Source organism: Glycomyces algeriensis (assembly GCF_027622855.1).
GTDB lineage: Bacteria > Actinomycetota > Actinomycetes > Mycobacteriales > Micromonosporaceae > Glycomyces > Glycomyces algeriensis.
Genome location: NZ_JAPZVR010000001.1, coordinates 305,738 through 323,429, shown reverse-complemented (window position 1 = coordinate 323,429; position 17,692 = coordinate 305,738). Strand labels below are relative to the sequence as shown.

The 17,692-nt window shown below is 69.2% G+C and carries 13 protein-coding genes; 7 read left to right on the top strand and 6 right to left on the bottom strand.

The window, feature by feature from the left end:
• Nucleotides 1-16: 16 nt before the first annotated feature.
• From O2L52_RS01245 to O2L52_RS01230, 4 genes are all read right to left on the bottom strand, one after another.
• Nucleotides 17-1,024: a LacI family DNA-binding transcriptional regulator gene (locus tag O2L52_RS01245; protein ID WP_270113471.1), complete on the bottom strand. Its 1,008-nt coding sequence runs from the start codon at nt 1,022-1,024 to the stop codon at nt 17-19.
• Nucleotides 1,025-1,149: 125 nt separating this feature from the next.
• Nucleotides 1,150-2,802, bottom strand: a complete 1,653-nt coding sequence (locus tag O2L52_RS01240) for a type 2 periplasmic-binding domain-containing protein (protein ID WP_270113470.1) — start codon at nt 2,800-2,802, stop codon at nt 1,150-1,152.
• A 111-nt stretch (nt 2,803-2,913) separates the two neighbouring features.
• Complete coding sequence (locus O2L52_RS01235; protein ID WP_270113469.1) at nt 2,914-3,873, bottom strand: carbohydrate ABC transporter permease; 960 nt, start codon at nt 3,871-3,873, stop codon at nt 2,914-2,916.
• 14 nt (nt 3,874-3,887) lie between these two features.
• Nucleotides 3,888-4,781 (bottom strand): ABC transporter permease, encoded by an 894-nt coding sequence (locus O2L52_RS01230; RefSeq protein ID WP_344474465.1) that lies wholly within the window; start codon nt 4,779-4,781, stop codon nt 3,888-3,890.
• A 513-nt stretch (nt 4,782-5,294) separates the two neighbouring features.
• On the opposite strand from O2L52_RS01230, the gene O2L52_RS01225 reads away from it, so the two are divergent.
• On the top strand, nt 5,295-6,698 hold the full coding sequence (locus tag O2L52_RS01225) for a glycoside hydrolase family 43 protein (protein WP_270113467.1): 1,404 nt from the start codon (nt 5,295-5,297) through the stop codon (nt 6,696-6,698).
• Between the two features lie 246 nt (nt 6,699-6,944).
• Complete coding sequence (locus O2L52_RS01220; protein WP_270113466.1) at nt 6,945-8,345, top strand: glycoside hydrolase family 43 protein; 1,401 nt, start codon at nt 6,945-6,947, stop codon at nt 8,343-8,345.
• A 76-nt stretch (nt 8,346-8,421) separates the two neighbouring features.
• Here O2L52_RS01220 and O2L52_RS01215 read toward each other — a convergent pair whose 3' ends face one another.
• Together O2L52_RS01215 and O2L52_RS01210 are read right to left on the bottom strand one after the other, a co-directional pair.
• Nucleotides 8,422-9,732, bottom strand: a complete 1,311-nt coding sequence (locus tag O2L52_RS01215; RefSeq protein WP_270113465.1) for a ricin-type beta-trefoil lectin domain protein — start codon at nt 9,730-9,732, stop codon at nt 8,422-8,424.
• A 256-nt stretch (nt 9,733-9,988) separates the two neighbouring features.
• A complete protein-coding gene (locus O2L52_RS01210) occupies nt 9,989-10,759 on the bottom strand; it encodes a FadR/GntR family transcriptional regulator (protein WP_270113464.1) in 771 nt (256 codons plus the stop codon).
• Between the two features lie 139 nt (nt 10,760-10,898).
• On the opposite strand from O2L52_RS01210, the gene O2L52_RS01205 reads away from it, so the two are divergent.
• From O2L52_RS01205 to O2L52_RS01185, 5 genes are read left to right on the top strand one after another with little or no spacing between them, the layout of a single operon-like run.
• Nucleotides 10,899-12,164 (top strand): ABC transporter substrate-binding protein, encoded by a 1,266-nt coding sequence (locus O2L52_RS01205; protein ID WP_270113463.1) that lies wholly within the window; start codon nt 10,899-10,901, stop codon nt 12,162-12,164.
• A gap of 2 nt (nt 12,165-12,166) precedes the next feature.
• Entirely contained in the window at nt 12,167-13,123 is a 957-nt protein-coding gene (locus O2L52_RS01200; RefSeq protein WP_344474225.1) for a carbohydrate ABC transporter permease, read from the top strand.
• Entirely contained in the window at nt 13,123-13,950 is an 828-nt protein-coding gene (locus O2L52_RS01195) for a carbohydrate ABC transporter permease (protein ID WP_270113461.1), read from the top strand. The genes O2L52_RS01200 and O2L52_RS01195 overlap by 1 nt, the downstream gene beginning before the upstream one ends.
• A 1-nt stretch (nt 13,951) precedes the next feature.
• On the top strand, nt 13,952-15,190 hold the full coding sequence (locus tag O2L52_RS01190) for a mandelate racemase/muconate lactonizing enzyme family protein (RefSeq protein WP_270113460.1): 1,239 nt from the start codon (nt 13,952-13,954) through the stop codon (nt 15,188-15,190).
• A 35-nt stretch (nt 15,191-15,225) separates the two neighbouring features.
• Complete coding sequence (locus O2L52_RS01185; RefSeq protein WP_270113459.1) at nt 15,226-17,646, top strand: RICIN domain-containing protein; 2,421 nt, start codon at nt 15,226-15,228, stop codon at nt 17,644-17,646.
• Nucleotides 17,647-17,692 lie beyond the last annotated feature (46 nt).

The following is a 17,692-nucleotide window of genomic DNA, read 5'->3' as shown; positions in this document are numbered from 1 at the left end:
CGAGTGGGCGCAAGCCCTAGGCCGACTCGCGCCAGAGGATCGAGGACCCGACCCTGCGGTGGATCGGGTCGAGCCGGGCGAAGTCGGCTTTGGCGACGAGCTCGGCGATGTCCATGGTGTGCGAGGCCATGGCGCGCACGTCGAGGGCGATCGAGGTCAGCCTGGGATGGACCGCCTCGCCGAGGGCCAGGCCGTCGATGCCGACGATGCGTACCCGGCCGGGTACGTCGATGCCCCGCGACTGCGCGTACCGCACCGCGCCGAGCGCCATGAGGTCGTTGAACATCAGGACGGTGTCGACGTCCGGGTGCTGCTCGAGCAGCTCGCCGAAGGCCCGGCTCCCTGCGGCGATGCTCTCGTCCCCGATCGTGACGCCGGCGAGCGGCTCGCCCACGGCGCGTTCGAAGTACCGCCGCTTCGGCGAGGGCCCGTACCCGCCGCCCGCCCCGCGGGCACCGTGCGCCTGGAGCGAGTGCGCCGAGTCGACCATGCCGAACCGCCGGGCGCCGCGCGCGCGGAGCTCGGCGACGACCGCGACGATGCCGGACTCGATGTCGAGCGCGACCGAGTGGACGCCTGGCAGGAGGCTCTCGGCCTCGAGGCGCACCACGGGCAGGCCGCCGGCGAACTCGCTCAGCTCGGCACCGGATCCTCCGAAGTGGAGCGCCACGACGTCGGCCTGCGAGGCGAGCATGCCCAGCACCGCCTCGGTGTCGTCCTGCGCGGCCGCCATCATGAGCTGCCAGCCGCGCTCGGCGGCGGCGGTGAGCATCTCGGCGGCGATGCCGGTGTAGTACGGGTTGTCGAAGGAGGCCACCACCAGGCCGAGCGCGTGCTGCTTGCGCCGCGTGACCAGGTTGCGGGCGAAGCGGCTCGGACGGTAGCCGAGTCTCTCGACGGCTTCGAGGACCCGGAGGCGGGTCGCCTCCTTGATGTCGTCCCTGTCGTTCATCGCCCGCGTCACGGTCTGGCGCGACACGCCGGCCTCTGCCGCCACGTCGTGGATCGTCACCCGCTTGGCCACGGAGGCCCCGCCTCTCCTGTAGATCGTTGCTCGGAAGGTACAGCGGGGCACCGCCGCCGCTCGCGGCGGTGGGCCGCCCCCGGTCTCGACCCCTGGGGCGGCCCACCTGGTGGGGAGGAGAAAGCCTACTTCGAGGCGTCCCAGGCCTCTTGGTAGATCTGGACGTACCGCTCGGCGCCGAGGTCGGTGAGGTTCTGCTGGAACTCCGCCCAGTCCTCGTCGCTCTCGATGTCGCGGACGCCGCTCACGAACTCCGCGGCCGCCTGGACCACGAAGCTCTCCACATTGGTCTGGATCGTGGCGAGCTCCGTCGCGGTCTCGCCGGTCACCGATGCCTCCCAGTAGGGGAACAGCTCGTCGGACTCGTGGCCCGCGTAGAGCTCCGTGGCTTCGAACAGGCGGCGCTCGTAGCCTTCGGGCGTGTCGACGTCGGTCGCGGTGACCTGGGAGTTGCGGAACTCCTCGTCGGTGAAGAACTGCGCGATCGGACCCCAGGAGTTGTTCAGGCCCTCGCCCGCGGGCAGTGCGACGACCTTGAAGTTCGGTTCGAGGGTCTCGTCCAGGGCCACGTCGCCCGCCTCGGGCCGGACCCAGTTGACGCCCTCGACGCCGAACTCGCCCTGCAGGTGTCCGTCGTAGGAGATCATGAAGTCGACGATCTGCATGAGCTTCTTCTGCTTCGCCTCGCTGGAGCGGTTCGTGATGACGAAGGTCGCGCCGGGCGAGGCTCCGGCGGCGCCGCCGGTGTAGGTGGCGTCGCTCCCGTTCGGCCCGGTCAGCGGCGGGACCGCGTTGTACTGCGTGTAGCGCCCGTCTTCGTTGTCGTCGGAGACGAACCACGGGTGCATCAAGGCCGCCGATCCGACGATCACGCCCTCGGCGCTGTTGCCCTTCGCGATGAGCGCCTCGCCGTTCTGCGTGAAGGCGGCCTCGTCGATCAGGCCGTCCGCGTACAGGGACGCCGCATAGGAGATGCCCTCGCGCCATTCGTCGCGGGTGGGCTGCATGACGACCTCGCCGCCGACGACGCCGAGCGTGGCCGGGATGGTGCCCTCCGCACCCATCTCCGGGGTGTAGACGAACGGGTTCATCAGGTACGAGAGGAGGGAGCCGCCGCCCGTCGCGGAGAGCGGGATCTCGTCCGCCGCGCCGTTCCCGTTGGGGTCCTGGGTCTTGAAGGCCTCCAGGACCGCGCGCAGCTCCTCAGGCGTGGTGGGCTGCTCCAGGCCGAGCGTGTCGAGCCAGTCGGAGTTCATCCACAGCTTCGAGGGGTAGGAGCAGTGGAAGCAGTCGTTCCAGGTCGGCATGCCCCAGATCTTGCCGTCCGGGGAGGTCGCCAGCTCCTTGAAGCCGGGCTCCTTCTCGAACGCGGCGGTGATGTTCGGGGTGTCCTCGCCGATGAGGTCGTCGAGCGGCATGAGCACGCCCTGGCCGCCGAGCTTCACCAGCTCGTCGCTGGAGAACTGGTCGATCCACGGGATGAGCATGTACGCGTCGGGGTAGTCGCCGCTGGCGAGGGAGATCTGCCGCTTCTCCCCTGCCGCGGCCCCGTCCCAGGTGGTCGTCTCGAACTGGAGGTCGACGTCGAACTTCTCTTCGAGCAACTTCGTGAACGCGTTCTCGTCCAGGTTCTGCTCCTGGCCGGCGTCCTGGGGCGCGAAGATCGTGATCACGTCGTCCGGAGTGGTCTCCGGCTCCGAGGAGCACGCGGCGAACGCGGTGGCGGACACGGCCAATGCCGCTCCGGCCGCTGCCGCTCGGACGAATCTGCTGGTCATCGTTGACTGCCTTTCGATTTGAGGAGTTGATGGGAATGGAGGGGATTCGCCGGCGAGCCGGTCACGGCGAAGGTCGGGAGGCGGGTCAGCCCGCCCCGGGCATGCCTGCGATCAGCCCTTGACGGAGCCGAGCATCACGCCCTTGGTGAAGTGGCGCGCCACGAACGGGTAGACGAGGAGCACGGGCACTGTGGAGATGACGATGAGGGAGAACTTCATCAGGTCGGCCATCTGCTGGGCCGCCAGCTGGTCCGCGAGGTTCGTTCCGGCGCTGTTGTTGACGATGAGGATGTTCCGCAGCACGAGCTGGAGCGGATAGAGCTCTTCGCTGCGCAGGTAGATGAGGGCGCTGAAGTACGAGTTCCACTGCCCGATGCCGTACATGAGGGCGATGACCGCGAGCAGCGGCTTCGACAAGGGCAGCACGACCGACCACAGGAAGCGCAGGTCGGAGGCGCCGTCGAGTTGCGCCGCCTCGTACAGCTCGCCGGGGATCGAGGAGCGGAAGAAGGTCATCGCGATGAGCACCTGCCAGGCGCCGACCGCCGCGGGGAGGATGATCGCCCACCGGGTGTCGAGCAGGCCGAGGGCCCGCACGACCATGTAGGTCGGGATGAGGCCGCCCGAGAACAGCATGGTGAACAGGACGCCGCCGATGAGGACCTTGCGGCCCACCAGTTCCGAGCGCGACAGCGGGTAGGCGATCATCACCGTGAGGGTGACGCTGACGATCGTCCCGACGATCGCGTAGAACAGCGAGTTCCCGAATCCGGTGAGGACGGCCTTGTTGCCGAGCACCGCCTCGTACCCGACGAACGTGAAGTCGACCGGCCACAGGAACACCCGGCCGCCGGACACCGCCGCGGGGCTGGAGAACGAGCTCGCGAGGATGTTGATGAGCGGGATCAGCACGATGAGCAGGAAGGTCGTCAGCAGGATGTAGACGCCGACCATGAAGATCCGGTCCACCGGGGTGTCCTGGACCGGGGTGGGGCGGCGGCGCTTGGGCCTGTTCGGCTCGGACTCCGGCTCGGTGCCGAGCGCCGCGCCGGTCGCGGTCTCAAGGGTCATAGCAGAGGCTCCCTTCACCACAGTCCGTTGCCGGTCACGCGCTTGGACACGGTGTTGACAACCAGGAGCAGGATGAGATTGATGACGGAGTTGAACAGCCCGACCGCCGTCGCGAGACTGAAGTCGGCGTTGAGCAGGCCGATCTTGTACGTGTAGGTCGCGATGATCTCCGCGGTCGAGAGGTTCAGCGGGTTCTGCAGCAGGAACGCCTTCTCGAAGCCGATCGCCATGACACTGCCGACGCTCAGGACCATCACCACGACCACAGTGGGCGCGATGCCGGGCAGGTCGACGTGCCAGATCTTGCGCAGGCGGCTGGCCCCGTCGAGCCGGGCGGCCTCGTACAGGCTCGGGTCGATGCCCGCGAGCGCGGCCATGTAGATGATCGCCGAGTACCCGGCGGTCTGCCAGATGTCGCTCCACACGTAGACGCTGCGGAACGCGTCGGGCTGGGCGAGGAGGTTCGAGTCCATGCCGAAGAACCCGAGGAAGTCGGCCATGAAGCCGATCCGGGGCGAGAAGATCAGGATGAGCATCGACACGACGATCACCGTGGAGATGAAGTGCGGTGCGTACGTGACCATCTGGACGGTGCGCTTGAAGAACCGCGCCCGGACCTCGTTGAGCGCCAAGGCGAGGATGATCGGGACCGGGAAGCCGGCCAGGAATCCGTACAGGCTCAGCATGAGCGTGTTGCGGATCAGGTCCCACGCGACCGGGTTGGCGAAGAACCGCTCGAAGTGGTCGAGCCCGGCCCACGGACTGCCCCAGATGCCCTGGACCACGTTGTAGTCCTTGAAGGCGATCACGTTGTTGGCCATCGGGATGTACTGGAAGATCACGAAGTAGGCCACGGGAAGCACGAGCAGCAGGTACAGCTGCCAGTGGCGCTTGACGCGGTCCTTCACCGACTTCCGGCGCGGCTTCGGGACGGTCCGCGCCGCCGCCGCACGGCTGCCGACACCGCTTCCGACGCCACCTTCGACTCCACCTTGGACCACGGCGCTCACCGCACCGCCGCCTTCACTTCGCGCGCCTGCCGTGGGCGCTCTCGGGTCATCACTCGCACGCTCGCTCGCTCCTTCGCGACCTGGACTTCGTGAACGTTCACGATAGATACGACCAATCAGATCCGTCAATACATTGCACGCGGAAAGATCTGACCTCTTTTGTGGGAGCGATCTCGCAGGCCGTTTTCTGTCCAGATTTGGGCGACGACTTCTGAAATGACGCGGTCATTGATCAGATCTTTTTTGTCCGCATGTTGAGACTCGCAGGTCAGCGGGCATAGACGAGCAGCGACCAGATATCGCCCTATTTACATATCTGGAGGCCGTGCCTAGTCTTACCGGTAACACTCCCTTTCGACGCATCGTCGAAACGCTTCGACACCTGGCGCGCGAGCGCCGGAGAGGTTGCCCATGAGAACCCCGAACGCCGTCCGGCGCAGGCCCGCCGCGATCGCAGCGGCCCTGATCGCCGTGGTCGTCGCGGCCCTGCTGAGCACCGCCGCCGACCCGACGCCCTCCCCCGCGCGGGCCGACAACCCGATCATCCAGACCATGTACACCGCCGACCCCGCACCCCTGGTCCACAATGGTCGCGTCTACCTCTACACGGGGCATGACGAGGACGGCTCGTCCTCCTCGTTCAACATGAAGGACTGGCGGGTCTGGTCCTCCGACGACATGGCCAACTGGACCGACCACGGCTCGCCGCTCAGCCTCGACACGTTCAGCTGGGCGGGCGCGAACGCCTGGGCGGGCCAGGCCGTCGAGCGCAACGGCATGTTCTACTGGTACGTCCCCACCTCCGAGCGGACCACCGGCCAGTTCGCGATCGGCGTGGCCGTCTCCAACAGCCCCACCGGACCCTTCTGGGACGCTCTCGGCCACCCGCTCGTCATGAACGGCGAGATCGACCCCTCGGTCTTCATCGACACCGACGGGCAGGCCTATCTCTACTGGGGCAACCCGAACCTCTGGTACGTGAAGCTCAACGCCGACATGATCTCCTACTCGGGCGCCGTGACCCAGGTCCCGCTCACCACCCAGGGCTTCGGCACCCGGCCCGGGAGCACGGAACGGCCCACCCTCTACGAGGAGGGCCCGTGGGTCTACAAGCGGGGCTCCTTGTACTACAACGTGTTCGCGGCGCAGTGCTGTCAGGAGTTCATCGCCTACTCGACGGCCCCGACCGCGACCGGGCCGTGGACCTACCGGGGGACGGTCATGCCCGCACAGGGCAACGCCTTCACCAACCACGCCGGGGTGATCGACTTCAAGGGAAACTCGTACTTCTTCTACCACAACGGCGCCCTGCCGGGCGGCGGCGGTTTCACGAGGTCCGTGGCGGTAGAGCAGTTCAGCTACAACGCCGACGGCACGATCCCCCAGATGAACATGACCACGGCCGGCCCGCCGCAAGTGGGCACCCTCAATCCCTATGTGCGCCAAGAGGCCGAGACGATCGCCTGGGCCACGGGGGTCGAGACCGAGTGGACCGCCGCCGGCGGGATGAACGTCGGCTGGATCGAGAACGGGGACTCGATCAAGGTCAAGGGCGTGGCCTTCGGTACCGGTGCGCGGACCTTCAGCGCGCGGGTGGCCTCGGCGACCAGTGGCGGGACCATCGAGCTGCGGGTCGACGGACCGAACGGCCCGATCGTGGGCAGGTGCGCCGTCGCGGGCACCGGCGGCTGGCAGACCTGGGCGGACGTCTCCTGCCCGATCAGCGGCGCGACCGGCACCCGCGACCTCTACCTGAACTTCACCGGCGGCAGCGGCTTCCTCTTCAATGTGGACTACTGGCGCTTCGCCGTTTAGCGAGGATGAAAGGACGGGCCTCCCGCGAGGGGGCCCGTCTTTGCTTGCGCAGCAAAGAACGTGCGCCGCCGGCGCCGGGTCGGGCGCAGGGACGGACCCGGGCTCGATATCGACCTATTTACATATCTAGACACTATGGATAGGCTGACCGGTAACACTTGTTTTCGGCACGTCCATCGAAACTTTCGAAGGCGTCCGAGACTCCTGCGTGACACCTGTGGCGCGCGAGCGCCGGAGAGGTTTCCCATGAAGACCCCGAATGCAACCCGGCGCCGACCCGCCGCGATCGCCGCGGCCCTGGTCGGCGTGGTCGTCGCGGCCCTGCTCAGCGCCGCCGCCGATCCGTCGCCCGCCCCGGCACGGGCCGACAACCCGATCGTCCAGACCATCTACACCGCCGACCCGGCCCCGCTGGTCCACAACGGCCGCGTCTACCTCTACACCGGGCACGACGAGGACGGCTCGACCTGGTTCACCATGAAGGAGTGGCGGGTCTGGTCCTCGGACGACATGGTCAACTGGACCGACCACGGCTCGCCCCTGAACCTCGACACGTTCTCCTGGGCGCGCCAGGACGCGTGGGCCGGCCAGGCCGTCGAGCGCAACGGCAAGTTCTACTGGTACGTCCCGGTGATCAACGACGCCACCGGCAGGCCCGCCATCGGGGTGGCCGTGGCGGACAGCCCGACCGGCCCGTTCCGGGACGCCCTCGGGCGCCCGCTCGTCCAGAACGGCGAGATCGACCCGACGGTCTTCATCGACACCGACGGGCAGGCGTACCTGTACTGGGGCAACCCGAACCTCTGGTACGTGAAGCTCAACGCCGACATGATCTCGTACTCGGGATCCGCGACCAAGATCCCGCTCACCACCCAGGGCTTCGGCACCCGGCCCGGGAGCACGGAACGGCCGACCCTCTACGAGGAAGGGCCGTGGGTCTACAAGCGAGGATCCTTGTACTACAACGTGTTCGCGGCGCAGTGCTGCTCCGAGCACATCGCCTACTCGACCGCCCCGAGCCCCACCGGCCCCTGGACCTACCGGGGCACGGTCATGCCTACGCAGGGCTCGAGCTTCACCAACCATCCCGGGGTGATCGACTTCAAGGGGTCGTCGTACTTCTTCTACCACAACGGCGCTTTGCCCGGCGGCGGCGGATTCACGAGGTCGGTGGCCGTGGAGAAGTTCACCTACAACGCCGACGGGACCATTCCGCAGATCAACATGACCACGGCCGGGGCGCCGCAGGCGGGGACGCTGAATCCCTTTGTGCGCCAGGAGGCCGAGACGATCGCGTGGGCCACCGGCGTCGAGACCGAGCGCTCGAGCGCGGGCGGCATGAACGTGGGCTGGATCGAGAACGGCGACTCGATCAAAGTGAAGGGCGCGGCCTTCGGGACCGGCGCGCGCCAGTTCACGGCGCGGGTGGCCTCGGCGACCAGCGGCGGCACGATCGAGCTGCGGGTCGACGGACCGAACGGCCCGGTCGTGGGCCGGTGCACCGTGACCGGCACCGGCGGCTGGCAGAACTGGGCGGACGTCTCGTGCCCGATCAGCGGCGCGACCGGCACCCGCGACCTGTACCTGAAGTTCACCGGCGGCGGCGGATACCTGTTCAATGTGGACTACTGGCGCTTCGCCGTTTAGGACGCGGCAGAACGGGCCTCCCGCGAGGGAGGCCCGTTCGGTCATGCGCGGCGCTGAGGGCGTGCCACCGGTGGTGCTAGACGAACGTCCACTTCTGGCCGTTCGAGCCGTTGCAGCTCGAGAGGACGACGCCGGTGCCGTTGGCGGTGCCGCCGTTCGCGGTCGCCAGGCACAGGCCCGACTGGACGCTGGTGACCGAGCCGTCGGCGTTCACGTTCCACTGCTGGTTCGCCCCGCTGTGGCAGTCCCAGATGATGACCCGGGTGCCGGGGGCCGTGCCCGCGCCTTCGGCGTCGAGGCACTTGTTGCCGTAGACGTTCAGCTGCTTGGCCGAGGTCCGCGTCCACTGCTGGTTCGCGCCGGTGTGGCAGTCCCACAGCTGCGTCAGGGCGCCGTTCGAGGTCGACTGGGCCGCGACGTCGAGGCAGCGGTTCGCCCCGTTGTTGCGCACCTGGTCGGTCTCCGTGGGAGTGCTGGTGCCGAACTGGCTGATGAAGTTCCAGACCTCGTTCTTCACCCAGCTGCGGGCGCCGCTCTCGCAGCCCGTGCAGCCGTCCACCGGGCCCTGCTGGTGCCCGCCGTCGAAGGCGGCCCAGCGGACCGGTTCGCCTGCGCGGCAAGAGTAGTTGGAGGTGATGTGGGTGCCGCTGCCCGAGGCGGGCTCGCGCGGGCTCATCGCCGCGCAGCCGTTGTTGGCCACGAACCGGTCGCGCATCGACCGGGCGTTGGGCATGGAGTCGTTGACACCCTGGATGCCGAAGTACGCCACGGAACCCGTGCCGCCGCTGCAGCCGCTGACCGGGCCCGGGACGGCGATGGCGATCACCGCGCGGAACACGTCCGGCCGCGCGCAGGCGAGGGCGTAGCTGATCGCCCCGCCGTAGCTGAAGCCCAAAGAGAACCGCTGCGACTCGTCGACACAGAGGTCCGCTTCGATCCGGCGGATCATGTCGTCGAAGAACACGACGTCGATGCCGTTGGCGTTGGCCCAGGCGTTGTTCTGGCCCTGCGGGGCGACGAAGATCGCCGATCCGCCCGCCAGCGCGTCGAGCCCGTAGTGGGCGTAGACGGCGCCGTCGGAGCCGCCGCCGGCGACCTGCTCGGCCGTGCCGCCCCACCAGTGGTTGCCGAAGATCAGCTTGTGCGGCTTGTTGCGGTCGTAGTTGGCGGGGACCTTGAGGATGAAGCTGCGGTTCTGGCCGCTGCTCTGGATGGTGTGGGTGCCGCTGTTGAGGGTCGGGGCCTTGCCGCAGCCGGTGCTGGCGGCCGCGGTGACGTCGGCGGCGGTGGCCCGGGGCGCCTCGGCGGCCTGGGCCGTCGCACCCCCGGCCGTCGCCACGACGATCGCGGCCGCGAGGCACGCGAGAGCGGTTCTGAATCTCGACATAGGACGGAACTCCTTGTGGTCAGGCTCGTTGGGAGACCTGCGGGGCGGCATCGCATGAGAGGTCCGTTGCGGAGGGTGCGGCCGGGCGCTTTCTGGAATCGCTCCCAGTCGGCGGGGGAATCAGGCCGTGCGGTGCCTTGAATATCGACGATAGTCTATATACGTTGGATCTATGCGGTCAATACCCGGGAGGTTCCAGAAGTTTAGGGTCCTATGTCCTCATGACGGAGAGCCATACATCGGATCTCTCCGCGGTTCAGCGTGCCAGTCGGTCGGGGTCGCCCTGCTTGCCGCGCCGCACCAGCCAGGCGTCGGTGATGTGGGCGTACATGGCCTCGGCGGCGCCTTCGGGGTCGCGGGCGGCGATGCGCTCGCTGATGCGGCGGTGGCCGCGGTTCGAGGCCTCGCAAAGGGACCGCTCGGTCCGTCCCATGTAGCTGGAGGTGTTGATGACCTGGCTCTCGAGGGAGCGCACGACGGCGCGCGCGATGCGGTTACCCGAGGCGCGCATGACCGTGTCGTGGAAGGCCCGGTCGTGCTCGTGGTAGGACTCCGGGTCGTCCACCAGCTCGTCCATGCGGTCGACGAGCTCGCGCATGCGGTCGAGGGCGGCCTGGTCCGCGGCGCGGGCGGCCACGTTCGCCATGTCGGATTCGAGGAGGCGGCGGGTGACGACGAGGTCGTCGAGGATGCCGAGGGTCGCGTCGTCGTCGATGGTCGCGGCGAGCACGAGCTCGTCGAGCAGGTTCCAGGAGGTCGAGGGCAGCACTGCGGTGCCCGAGCCCTGGCGGATCTGGACCAGGCCCTTCTCCTGCAGGACCTTCACGGCCTCGCGGACCACGGTGCGGCTCACCGAGAACGTCGCGCAGAGGGCGTGCTCGGCGGGGAGCGCGGACCCGGGCGGGTAGTCGCCGCGCACGACGCGGCGCACGAGCTCCTCGGTGACGGCCTTCGCCAGGTTGGCGGGCCGGCGCGCCCAGGCCGGGGGCGCGGGCTCCTGCGCGGCCGGGCGCTGCAATGCCGTCATTCGGTCCTCCGTCCGCCGCCTTCGGGTCGCCGCCCAGTATACGTCATCAGTCCATTGACGTAAGACGTCATACGAGTTATGTTCACTGGCGACCCTGTGAGCCGGACCCCTCCGGCGCCCCTACAGAGAGTGATCTGCAATGAAGCGACGAGCACTGTGGTCGACCGCCCTGATAGCGCCCCTCGCGCTCTACGGATGCGGCAGCGCGGCCGGCCCGGAGTCCTCCGGCGGCGGCGGCGAGGGCGGCACCCTCGTGGTCTGGGACTGGAAGTCCGGGGACGAGACCGCGAAGTCCTATATCGAGGCGGCGAAGGCCGACTTCGCCGCGAAGCACCCGGACGTCGAGGTCGAGTTCGTGGCCCAGCCGTTCGACCAGTACTACAACCTGCTGGGCACCGCCATCCAGTCCGGCGAGGGCCCTGACGTGATGCTCTTCAACGGCGGCGGGCAGCTGCGCGACCGCACCGACGCCCTGCTCCCGCTCGAGGAGTTCCTCGCCGAGGACATGGAGCGCCTGGCTGGCTGGGAGGCGTTCTCCGCCGACGGGCACGTCTACGCCGCGCCCGTCACCCTGCAGGGCCACCCGATCTACTACAACAAGGCGCTGTACGCCGAGGCCGGGCTCGACCCCGAGGCGCCCGCCGCCACCTGGGAGGCGTTCCTCGCGGACTGCGAGCAGCTCACCGAGGTCACCGGCGCGGACTGCTTCGCCTTGGGCAACAAGGAGGGCATCGGCATCCAGTTCTTCCTCTCGGGCCTCGGCTCGGGGGTGCTCACCCCGGCGGAGTACGACGCCTGGATCGCGGGCGACCGCGACTGGGTCTCGCCGAACGTGAAGCGGATCTTCGAGCTGTGGGCCGAGACCGAGCAGGCCGGGCTCAACAACGACGGCGTGAACTCCACTGCGATGTTCAACGACGAGTTCGCGATCTTCGACGCCGGCGACGCCGCCCACGTCATCGGCCTCATGTCCGATGTGGGCCACTGGAAGGACTTCAGCGAGTTCCTCGGCGCCGAGAACGTCGGCGTCATGCCGGCCCCGGTCGTCACCGCCGGCGCCGAGCCGAGCCTCCCGTACGACGGCGGCATCGGCTACGGCGTCGCCGAGTGGACCGAGGACCCGGCGCTCGCGGCCGACCTGGTCCGCTCGCTCTCCTCGGCCACCGCGCTGGAGGCGTTCTACGCCGACGCGGGGGCGATCGCCGCCGACACCACGATCGACGCCTCCAGCTCCGGCCCGGCCACGGCCGAGATCGTCGACATGCTCCCCACCGGCAAGCCCGCCTTGCACGTCGCGCTCTCCGCCGAGACCCTCGAGCTCATGGGCCGGCTCTCGCAGCAGCTCCTGAGCGGCTCGGTCACCGTGGACGACGCGCTCGCGCAGCTCGCCGAGAGCGACGCCTAGGCATGCCGCCACTCGCCACGCCGGTCCGGACCCCCGTCCGGCCCGGCACTCCGACCCCGCGGCGCCGCGTGAGATCCGGGCGCGGCGCCGCGGGCAGGTCCCGGGCCGAACGGCTCGCGCCCTATGTGCTCGTCGCGCCCGCGGCGCTCATCATCGGCGTGTTCCGGCTCTACCCGCTGGCCCTCGGCGTGAACTTCTCGTTCACCGGCGACGGCGACCGCAACGGGCAGGCCGTCGGACTCGACAACTACGCCGCGCTGTTCGAGGACCCGCTGTTCCTGGCGTCCATGCGGAACGTGGGCCTGCTCGTGCTGCTCCTGCCCGTGGCCGTCCTCATCCCCGGGCTCCTCGCCACCTTCATCTACCTGCGGGTGCCCGGGCACCGGGTGTACCGCAGCGTCTACTTCTTCCCCGCGGTCCTCTCCCCGGTGATCATCGGCGCGATCTTCAACCTGCTGCTCGCCTTCGACGGCCCCGCCAACGCGCTCCTCGGCACCGTGGGGCTCGGGCCCGTCGACTGGCTCGGCGACCCGGACATCGCCATGTTCGCCGTTGTGGGCGTGCACATCTGGGCCACCTTCGGGATGGCGCTCGTGGTGTTCCTCGCCGGATTCGCCACGCTGGACGCCTCGCTCATCGACGCCGCCCGCGTCGACGGCGCCTCGCTGCCGCGCGTGGTGCGGCACGTGATCGTCCCCGGGCTCTCGCGCACCATCCAGTTCGTCGTCGTCACCACCATGATCGGCATGCTCACCTCGATGTTCGGCCTGCTCTACGTGATGACCGGCGGCGGCCCGGAGGGCTCGACCTACCTGCCCGAGTACTACATCTGGTTCCAGCAGGGCCAGATGGGGCGCCCGGCCCTCGCATCCGCGGCGTCCACAGTGCTCTTCGGCGTCATGCTCGTCGTCGGACTGGGCCAGATCGCCGTCCTGCGCCGGGCCGGGAGGGAGGACTGATGTCACCGCTCCGCGCGGGCCGCTGGCTCGCCGCGATCCCCATGGCCGCCTTGGCGATCGCCACCGTCTACCCGATGGTGTTCACCGCCAACGTCGCCATGAAGACCCGGCACGAGTACGTGCTCGACCGCTTCGCCCCGGCCGAAGGCCTGCGCTGGGACGCGTTCGCCACCGCCTGGGCCAGCGCCGACATGGGCCGCTACCTCGCCAACTCGATCCTGGTCGTCACCGGCTCGGTCGCGCTCCTGCTGCTCTTCGGGTCCATGGCCGGATTCGCCTTGAGCCAGTTGCGGTTCCGCGGCTCAAGGCTCCTGTTCCTGGCGGTGCTCTCGGCGCTGTTCATCCCGTTCCAGGTCATCATGGTCCCGCTCGCCCGCACCATGGGGCAGGCCGGGCTCATCGACACCTACCCCGGGCTGATCCTCGCCTACACCGCGCAGTTCCTGCCGTTCACGGTGTTCCTGATGACCAGCTACTACAGCGGGATCCCGCCCGAGATCATCGACGCCGCCCGCATCGACGGCAACTCCGTGTACGGGGTCTACGGCCGGATCATGCTGCCGCTGGGGCGGCCCGCGCTGCTCTCGGTGGGCATCCTCAACGCCCTGTTCTGCTGGAACGACGTGCTCATCGCGCTGCTGCTCATGCCCTCCGCCGAGCACCGCACCCTCATGGTCGGGGTCACCTCCCTGCGCGGCCAGTACTCGGCGGACATCCCCACGTTCGCCGGGGGCGTGCTCATCGCGGCCGTCCCGGTCCTCGTGCTCTACCTCTGCTTCCAGCGCCAGATCACCGCCGGTGTCACCGCCGGCGCCACGAAGGGATGACATGCGGATCACCGGTTACCGCACGCTGACGACGATCCAGGAATGGGCGCGGCCCGTCGGCGACGCCAACGGCGTGCTCGCCGACGGCGTCACGACCATCCCGCTCGTCCTGGTGGACACCGACGAGGGCCTCACCGGCGTCGGCATCGGCTCCCATGCGGAGATCGCGGCGGTGTTCGCCGCGATCGAGGGCGAGGACCCGCGGAGCGTCACCGCGCTGTACGACCGGATGCTGCGCCGCACCTTCAAAGCCGGGCACGGCGGGGCGGTGTTCGCCACCATCGGCGCGCTCGACACGGCCCTGTGGGACCTCAAGGCCCAGGCCGCCGAGGAGCCGCTCTGGCGGTTCCTCGGCGGACGCGACCGGGTCGTCCCCGCCTACGCGTCCGGGCTCGACATCGGACTCGGCGATGACGAGCTCGCCGCGGCCTACCGCGTGTACGCCGAGCGCGGCCTGCGCGCGGCGAAACTCAAAGGCGGCCTTGACGTCGAGGCCGACCGGCGGCGCCTCGCCCTGGTGCGGGACGTGCTGGCAGACGCGGGCGCCGCGCGGCCGGGCCTCATGCTCGACGCGAACGAGATGTGGTCGCGCAAGCAGGCCGTGCGGTACGTCGGCGAGCTCGAGCGCACGATCGACCTCGCGTGGGTCGAGGAGCCGGTGCGGCGCTGGGACGCCGAAGGCCTCGCGGTGGTGCAGCAGGGCGTGCGCGCCGCCGTCGCGACCGGTGAGAACCTCACCGGCCTCGAGCAGTTCCGCCCGCTCCTCAACGCGGGCGGGGTCGACATCGTCCAGACCTCCGCGGTCGGCGGCGTCACCCACTTCCTGCGCACGGCCGCGCTGGCGCACGCGTTCGACCTGCCGGTGAGCCCCATCGGGAACGTGCCCGTGGGGCTGCTCCATGCCGCCACGGCGGTACCGAACCACCTGGTCAGCGAGTTGCAGGACCTGCGCCCGCCCGTCGGCGTCACCGCCGACCTCGACATCGAGGACGGCGCGTTCGTCCTCGGCGACACTCCCGGCCTGGGCCTCACAGTCCATGAGGGAGCCATCACCGGACTCGGCCCGAGACCGCGCCACGCGGACCCCGCCGGTCCGGGAGTCCGGCCCGAACGCGCCGGACTGCACCTGCTCGCGACCCCGCGGCAGGGCGACCCGACCCACCGATCCCCTGCTCGCCGCGGTCAGGAGGACCCCGAGGCAACCCCCGCCGAGCTGCGAGTACCCGTCACCGAACCCTAGGACCCGCCTCGCCAACGATGGAAAGGCAACACGCCATGCGGCACTCACCCCCGCTGTGTTCACTCCAGAAACGACTCGCCCTCGCGGCGGTACTGCTTCTCGCCGTCGCCGGAGCCCTCGCGGGCCCCGGCGCTTCCCCGGCACAAGCGCAGACCGCGTACGACTTCTACGTCTCCCCCACCGGCAGCGACACCGGCCCGGGCAGCTCGAGCCAACCGCTCAAGACCCTGACCGAGGCCCAGAAGCGGGCCCGCCAGGCCGCCGGGGCGGGCGACGGCGACGTCTCGGTCAACCTCCTCGCCGGCACCTACCGGCTCACCAGTCCCCTGCGGTTCAACGCGACCGACTCCGGGCGCAACGGCCACACCGTGACCTGGCAGGCCGCCGAAGGCGCGGCCCCCGTGGTGACCGGCGCGCAGCCGGTCACCGGCTGGACCCTCGACGACGCCGCGACCGGGATCTACCGGGCCGACGTCGGCACCGGCTTCGACACCCGGCAGCTCTACGTGGACGGCGTCCTCGCCCAGCGGGCCCGCACGGGCATCGCGCCCTCGGACATGACGCTGAACGCGAGCGGGTTCACCCTCAACAACGGCAACTTCGACTACCTGGCGTCGCTGCCCGACAAGCAGCGCATCGAACTCCAGGCCCTGCTCTCCTTCACCAACCGGTTCGCGCCCGTCCAGGGCATCAGCGGCCGGACCGTGACCATGCAGCAGCCCGCGTGGAACAACAACACCTACGGGTACGACGCGATCCAGAACCCGTTCCGCACACCGCAGTTCTTCCTGCTCAACTCCAAGCGCTTCCTCGACCAGGGCGGCGAGTGGTACCTCGACACGGCCGCCGGGCGGCTCTACTACAAGCCGCTCTCGGGCCAGAACATGGCGAACGCCAAGGTCGAGCTGCCGCGCCTGGAGACGCTCGTCGAGGTCGGCGGCACGTACGACGCGCCGGTGCGCGCGCTCGAGTTCGCCGGGCTCACCTTCACCGGCACCAGCTGGCTGGACTCCAGCTCGAACAACGGGTACGCGAACCAGCAGACCGGCACCTTCATCACCGGCGTCCAGGCCCAGCGGCCCGCCGACGCGTTCACCTCGTGCCGCTCCGGTTGCAAGGGCTTCGAGGCCGCGCGCAACGGCTGGGCGCAGGTCCCCGCCGCCGTGCAGGTCTCGGCCGCCGACGGGATCACCTTCACCGGAAACACCTTCCGGAACCTCGGCTCGGTCGACCTGGGCATCGGCAACGACGCCAACGCGCACAGCACCGGAGTCGGGTTGGGCGCCAAGAACATCAAGGTCATCGGCAACACCTTCACCGCAGGCGCCGGCGGCGGCATCACGGTCGGCGGGGTCCGCCCCGACGCCCACCACCCCTCCGACCCGCGCATGCTCAACAGCGACATCATGATCAGCGACAACAGCATCCACGACACCGCGGTCGAATACCTCGACCAGGTCGCGATCCTCGGCACCTACGCCACCCGGCTCACCATCGCCAACAACTACGTCTCCGACCTGCCTTACAGCGGCATCAACGTCGGCTTCGGCTGGGGCGCCAACGATCCGGGCGGCAGCCCCGAGTACCTCAACCGCGGGCTCTACGACTACCAGCCGATCTACCAGACGCCCACGACCTCGCAGTACGTGAACGTCACCGGCAACCACGTGCGCAACGTCGTGGAGACCCTGTTCGACGCCGGGTGCATCTACTCGCTGTCCGCGCACCCGAACAGCGCCGTCACCGGGAACTTCTGCGAGAACAGCGGCCAGCTCGGCATGTACTTCGACGAAGGCTCGCGGTACTTCAACCTGTCCGGCAACGTCTTCCGCAACACCTACGGCCAGTGGGCCCACGCCAACAACCAGAGCGGCAACCTCACCGGCAACATGTCCGTGACCGGGAACTTCTCCACGAACTCGAGCATCACCGGACTCGTGGACGGCCAGCGCGGCAACACGGTCAGGAACAACACCACGTTCAACGCCGGCTCGCCCCCGGCGGCGGCCTCGCAGATCATGGCGGCCGCCGGACCGCGCGACGGCGGCACACCGGGCGGCGGCACGGGCGCATTGCGCTCGGCCAGCGCGAACCGGTGCCTGGACGTGCCGAACCAGTCCACGACCAACGGCACGCAGCTGCAGATCTACGACTGCTGGACCGGCGCGAACCAGCAGTGGACCTACACGGCCGCAGGCGAGTTCACGGTGTACGCGGACGGGAACCGGCGCTGCCTGGACGCGTCCGGCGGCGGCTCGGCCAACGGCACGCCGGCCATCATCTGGTCGTGCCACGGCGGCGCGAACCAGCAGTGGAACCGCAACGCGAACGGCACGATCACCAACGCCGCGTCGGGGCTGTGCCTCGACGTCTCCGGTGCGGCGACCGCGAACGGTTCCAAGGTGGTGCTGTGGAGCTGCAACGGCGGCTCGAACCAGCGGTGGACGCTGGGCTGATCCCGGTTCGACCGAACACTGATGGCGCGGTCCGCGAGGATCGCGC

What these genes read in the sequence shown, in the direction of transcription:
- O2L52_RS01240 (WP_270113470.1), bottom strand. Translation starts at nt 2,802, where the DNA reads ATGACCAGCAGATTCGTCCGAGCGGCAGCGGCCGGAGCGGCATTGGCC.
- O2L52_RS01235 (WP_270113469.1), bottom strand. Translation starts at nt 3,873, where the DNA reads ATGACCCTTGAGACCGCGACCGGCGCGGCGCTCGGCACCGAGCCGGAG.
- O2L52_RS01225 (WP_270113467.1), top strand. Translation starts at nt 5,295, where the DNA reads ATGAGAACCCCGAACGCCGTCCGGCGCAGGCCCGCCGCGATCGCAGCG.
- O2L52_RS01220 (WP_270113466.1), top strand. Translation starts at nt 6,945, where the DNA reads ATGAAGACCCCGAATGCAACCCGGCGCCGACCCGCCGCGATCGCCGCG.
- O2L52_RS01215 (WP_270113465.1), bottom strand. Translation starts at nt 9,732, where the DNA reads ATGTCGAGATTCAGAACCGCTCTCGCGTGCCTCGCGGCCGCGATCGTC.
- O2L52_RS01210 (WP_270113464.1), bottom strand. Translation starts at nt 10,759, where the DNA reads ATGACGGCATTGCAGCGCCCGGCCGCGCAGGAGCCCGCGCCCCCGGCC.
- O2L52_RS01205 (WP_270113463.1), top strand. Translation starts at nt 10,899, where the DNA reads ATGAAGCGACGAGCACTGTGGTCGACCGCCCTGATAGCGCCCCTCGCG.
- O2L52_RS01200 (WP_344474225.1), top strand. Translation starts at nt 12,167, where the DNA reads ATGCCGCCACTCGCCACGCCGGTCCGGACCCCCGTCCGGCCCGGCACT.
- O2L52_RS01195 (WP_270113461.1), top strand. Translation starts at nt 13,123, where the DNA reads ATGTCACCGCTCCGCGCGGGCCGCTGGCTCGCCGCGATCCCCATGGCC.
- O2L52_RS01190 (WP_270113460.1), top strand. Translation starts at nt 13,952, where the DNA reads ATGCGGATCACCGGTTACCGCACGCTGACGACGATCCAGGAATGGGCG.
- O2L52_RS01185 (WP_270113459.1), top strand. Translation starts at nt 15,226, where the DNA reads ATGCGGCACTCACCCCCGCTGTGTTCACTCCAGAAACGACTCGCCCTC.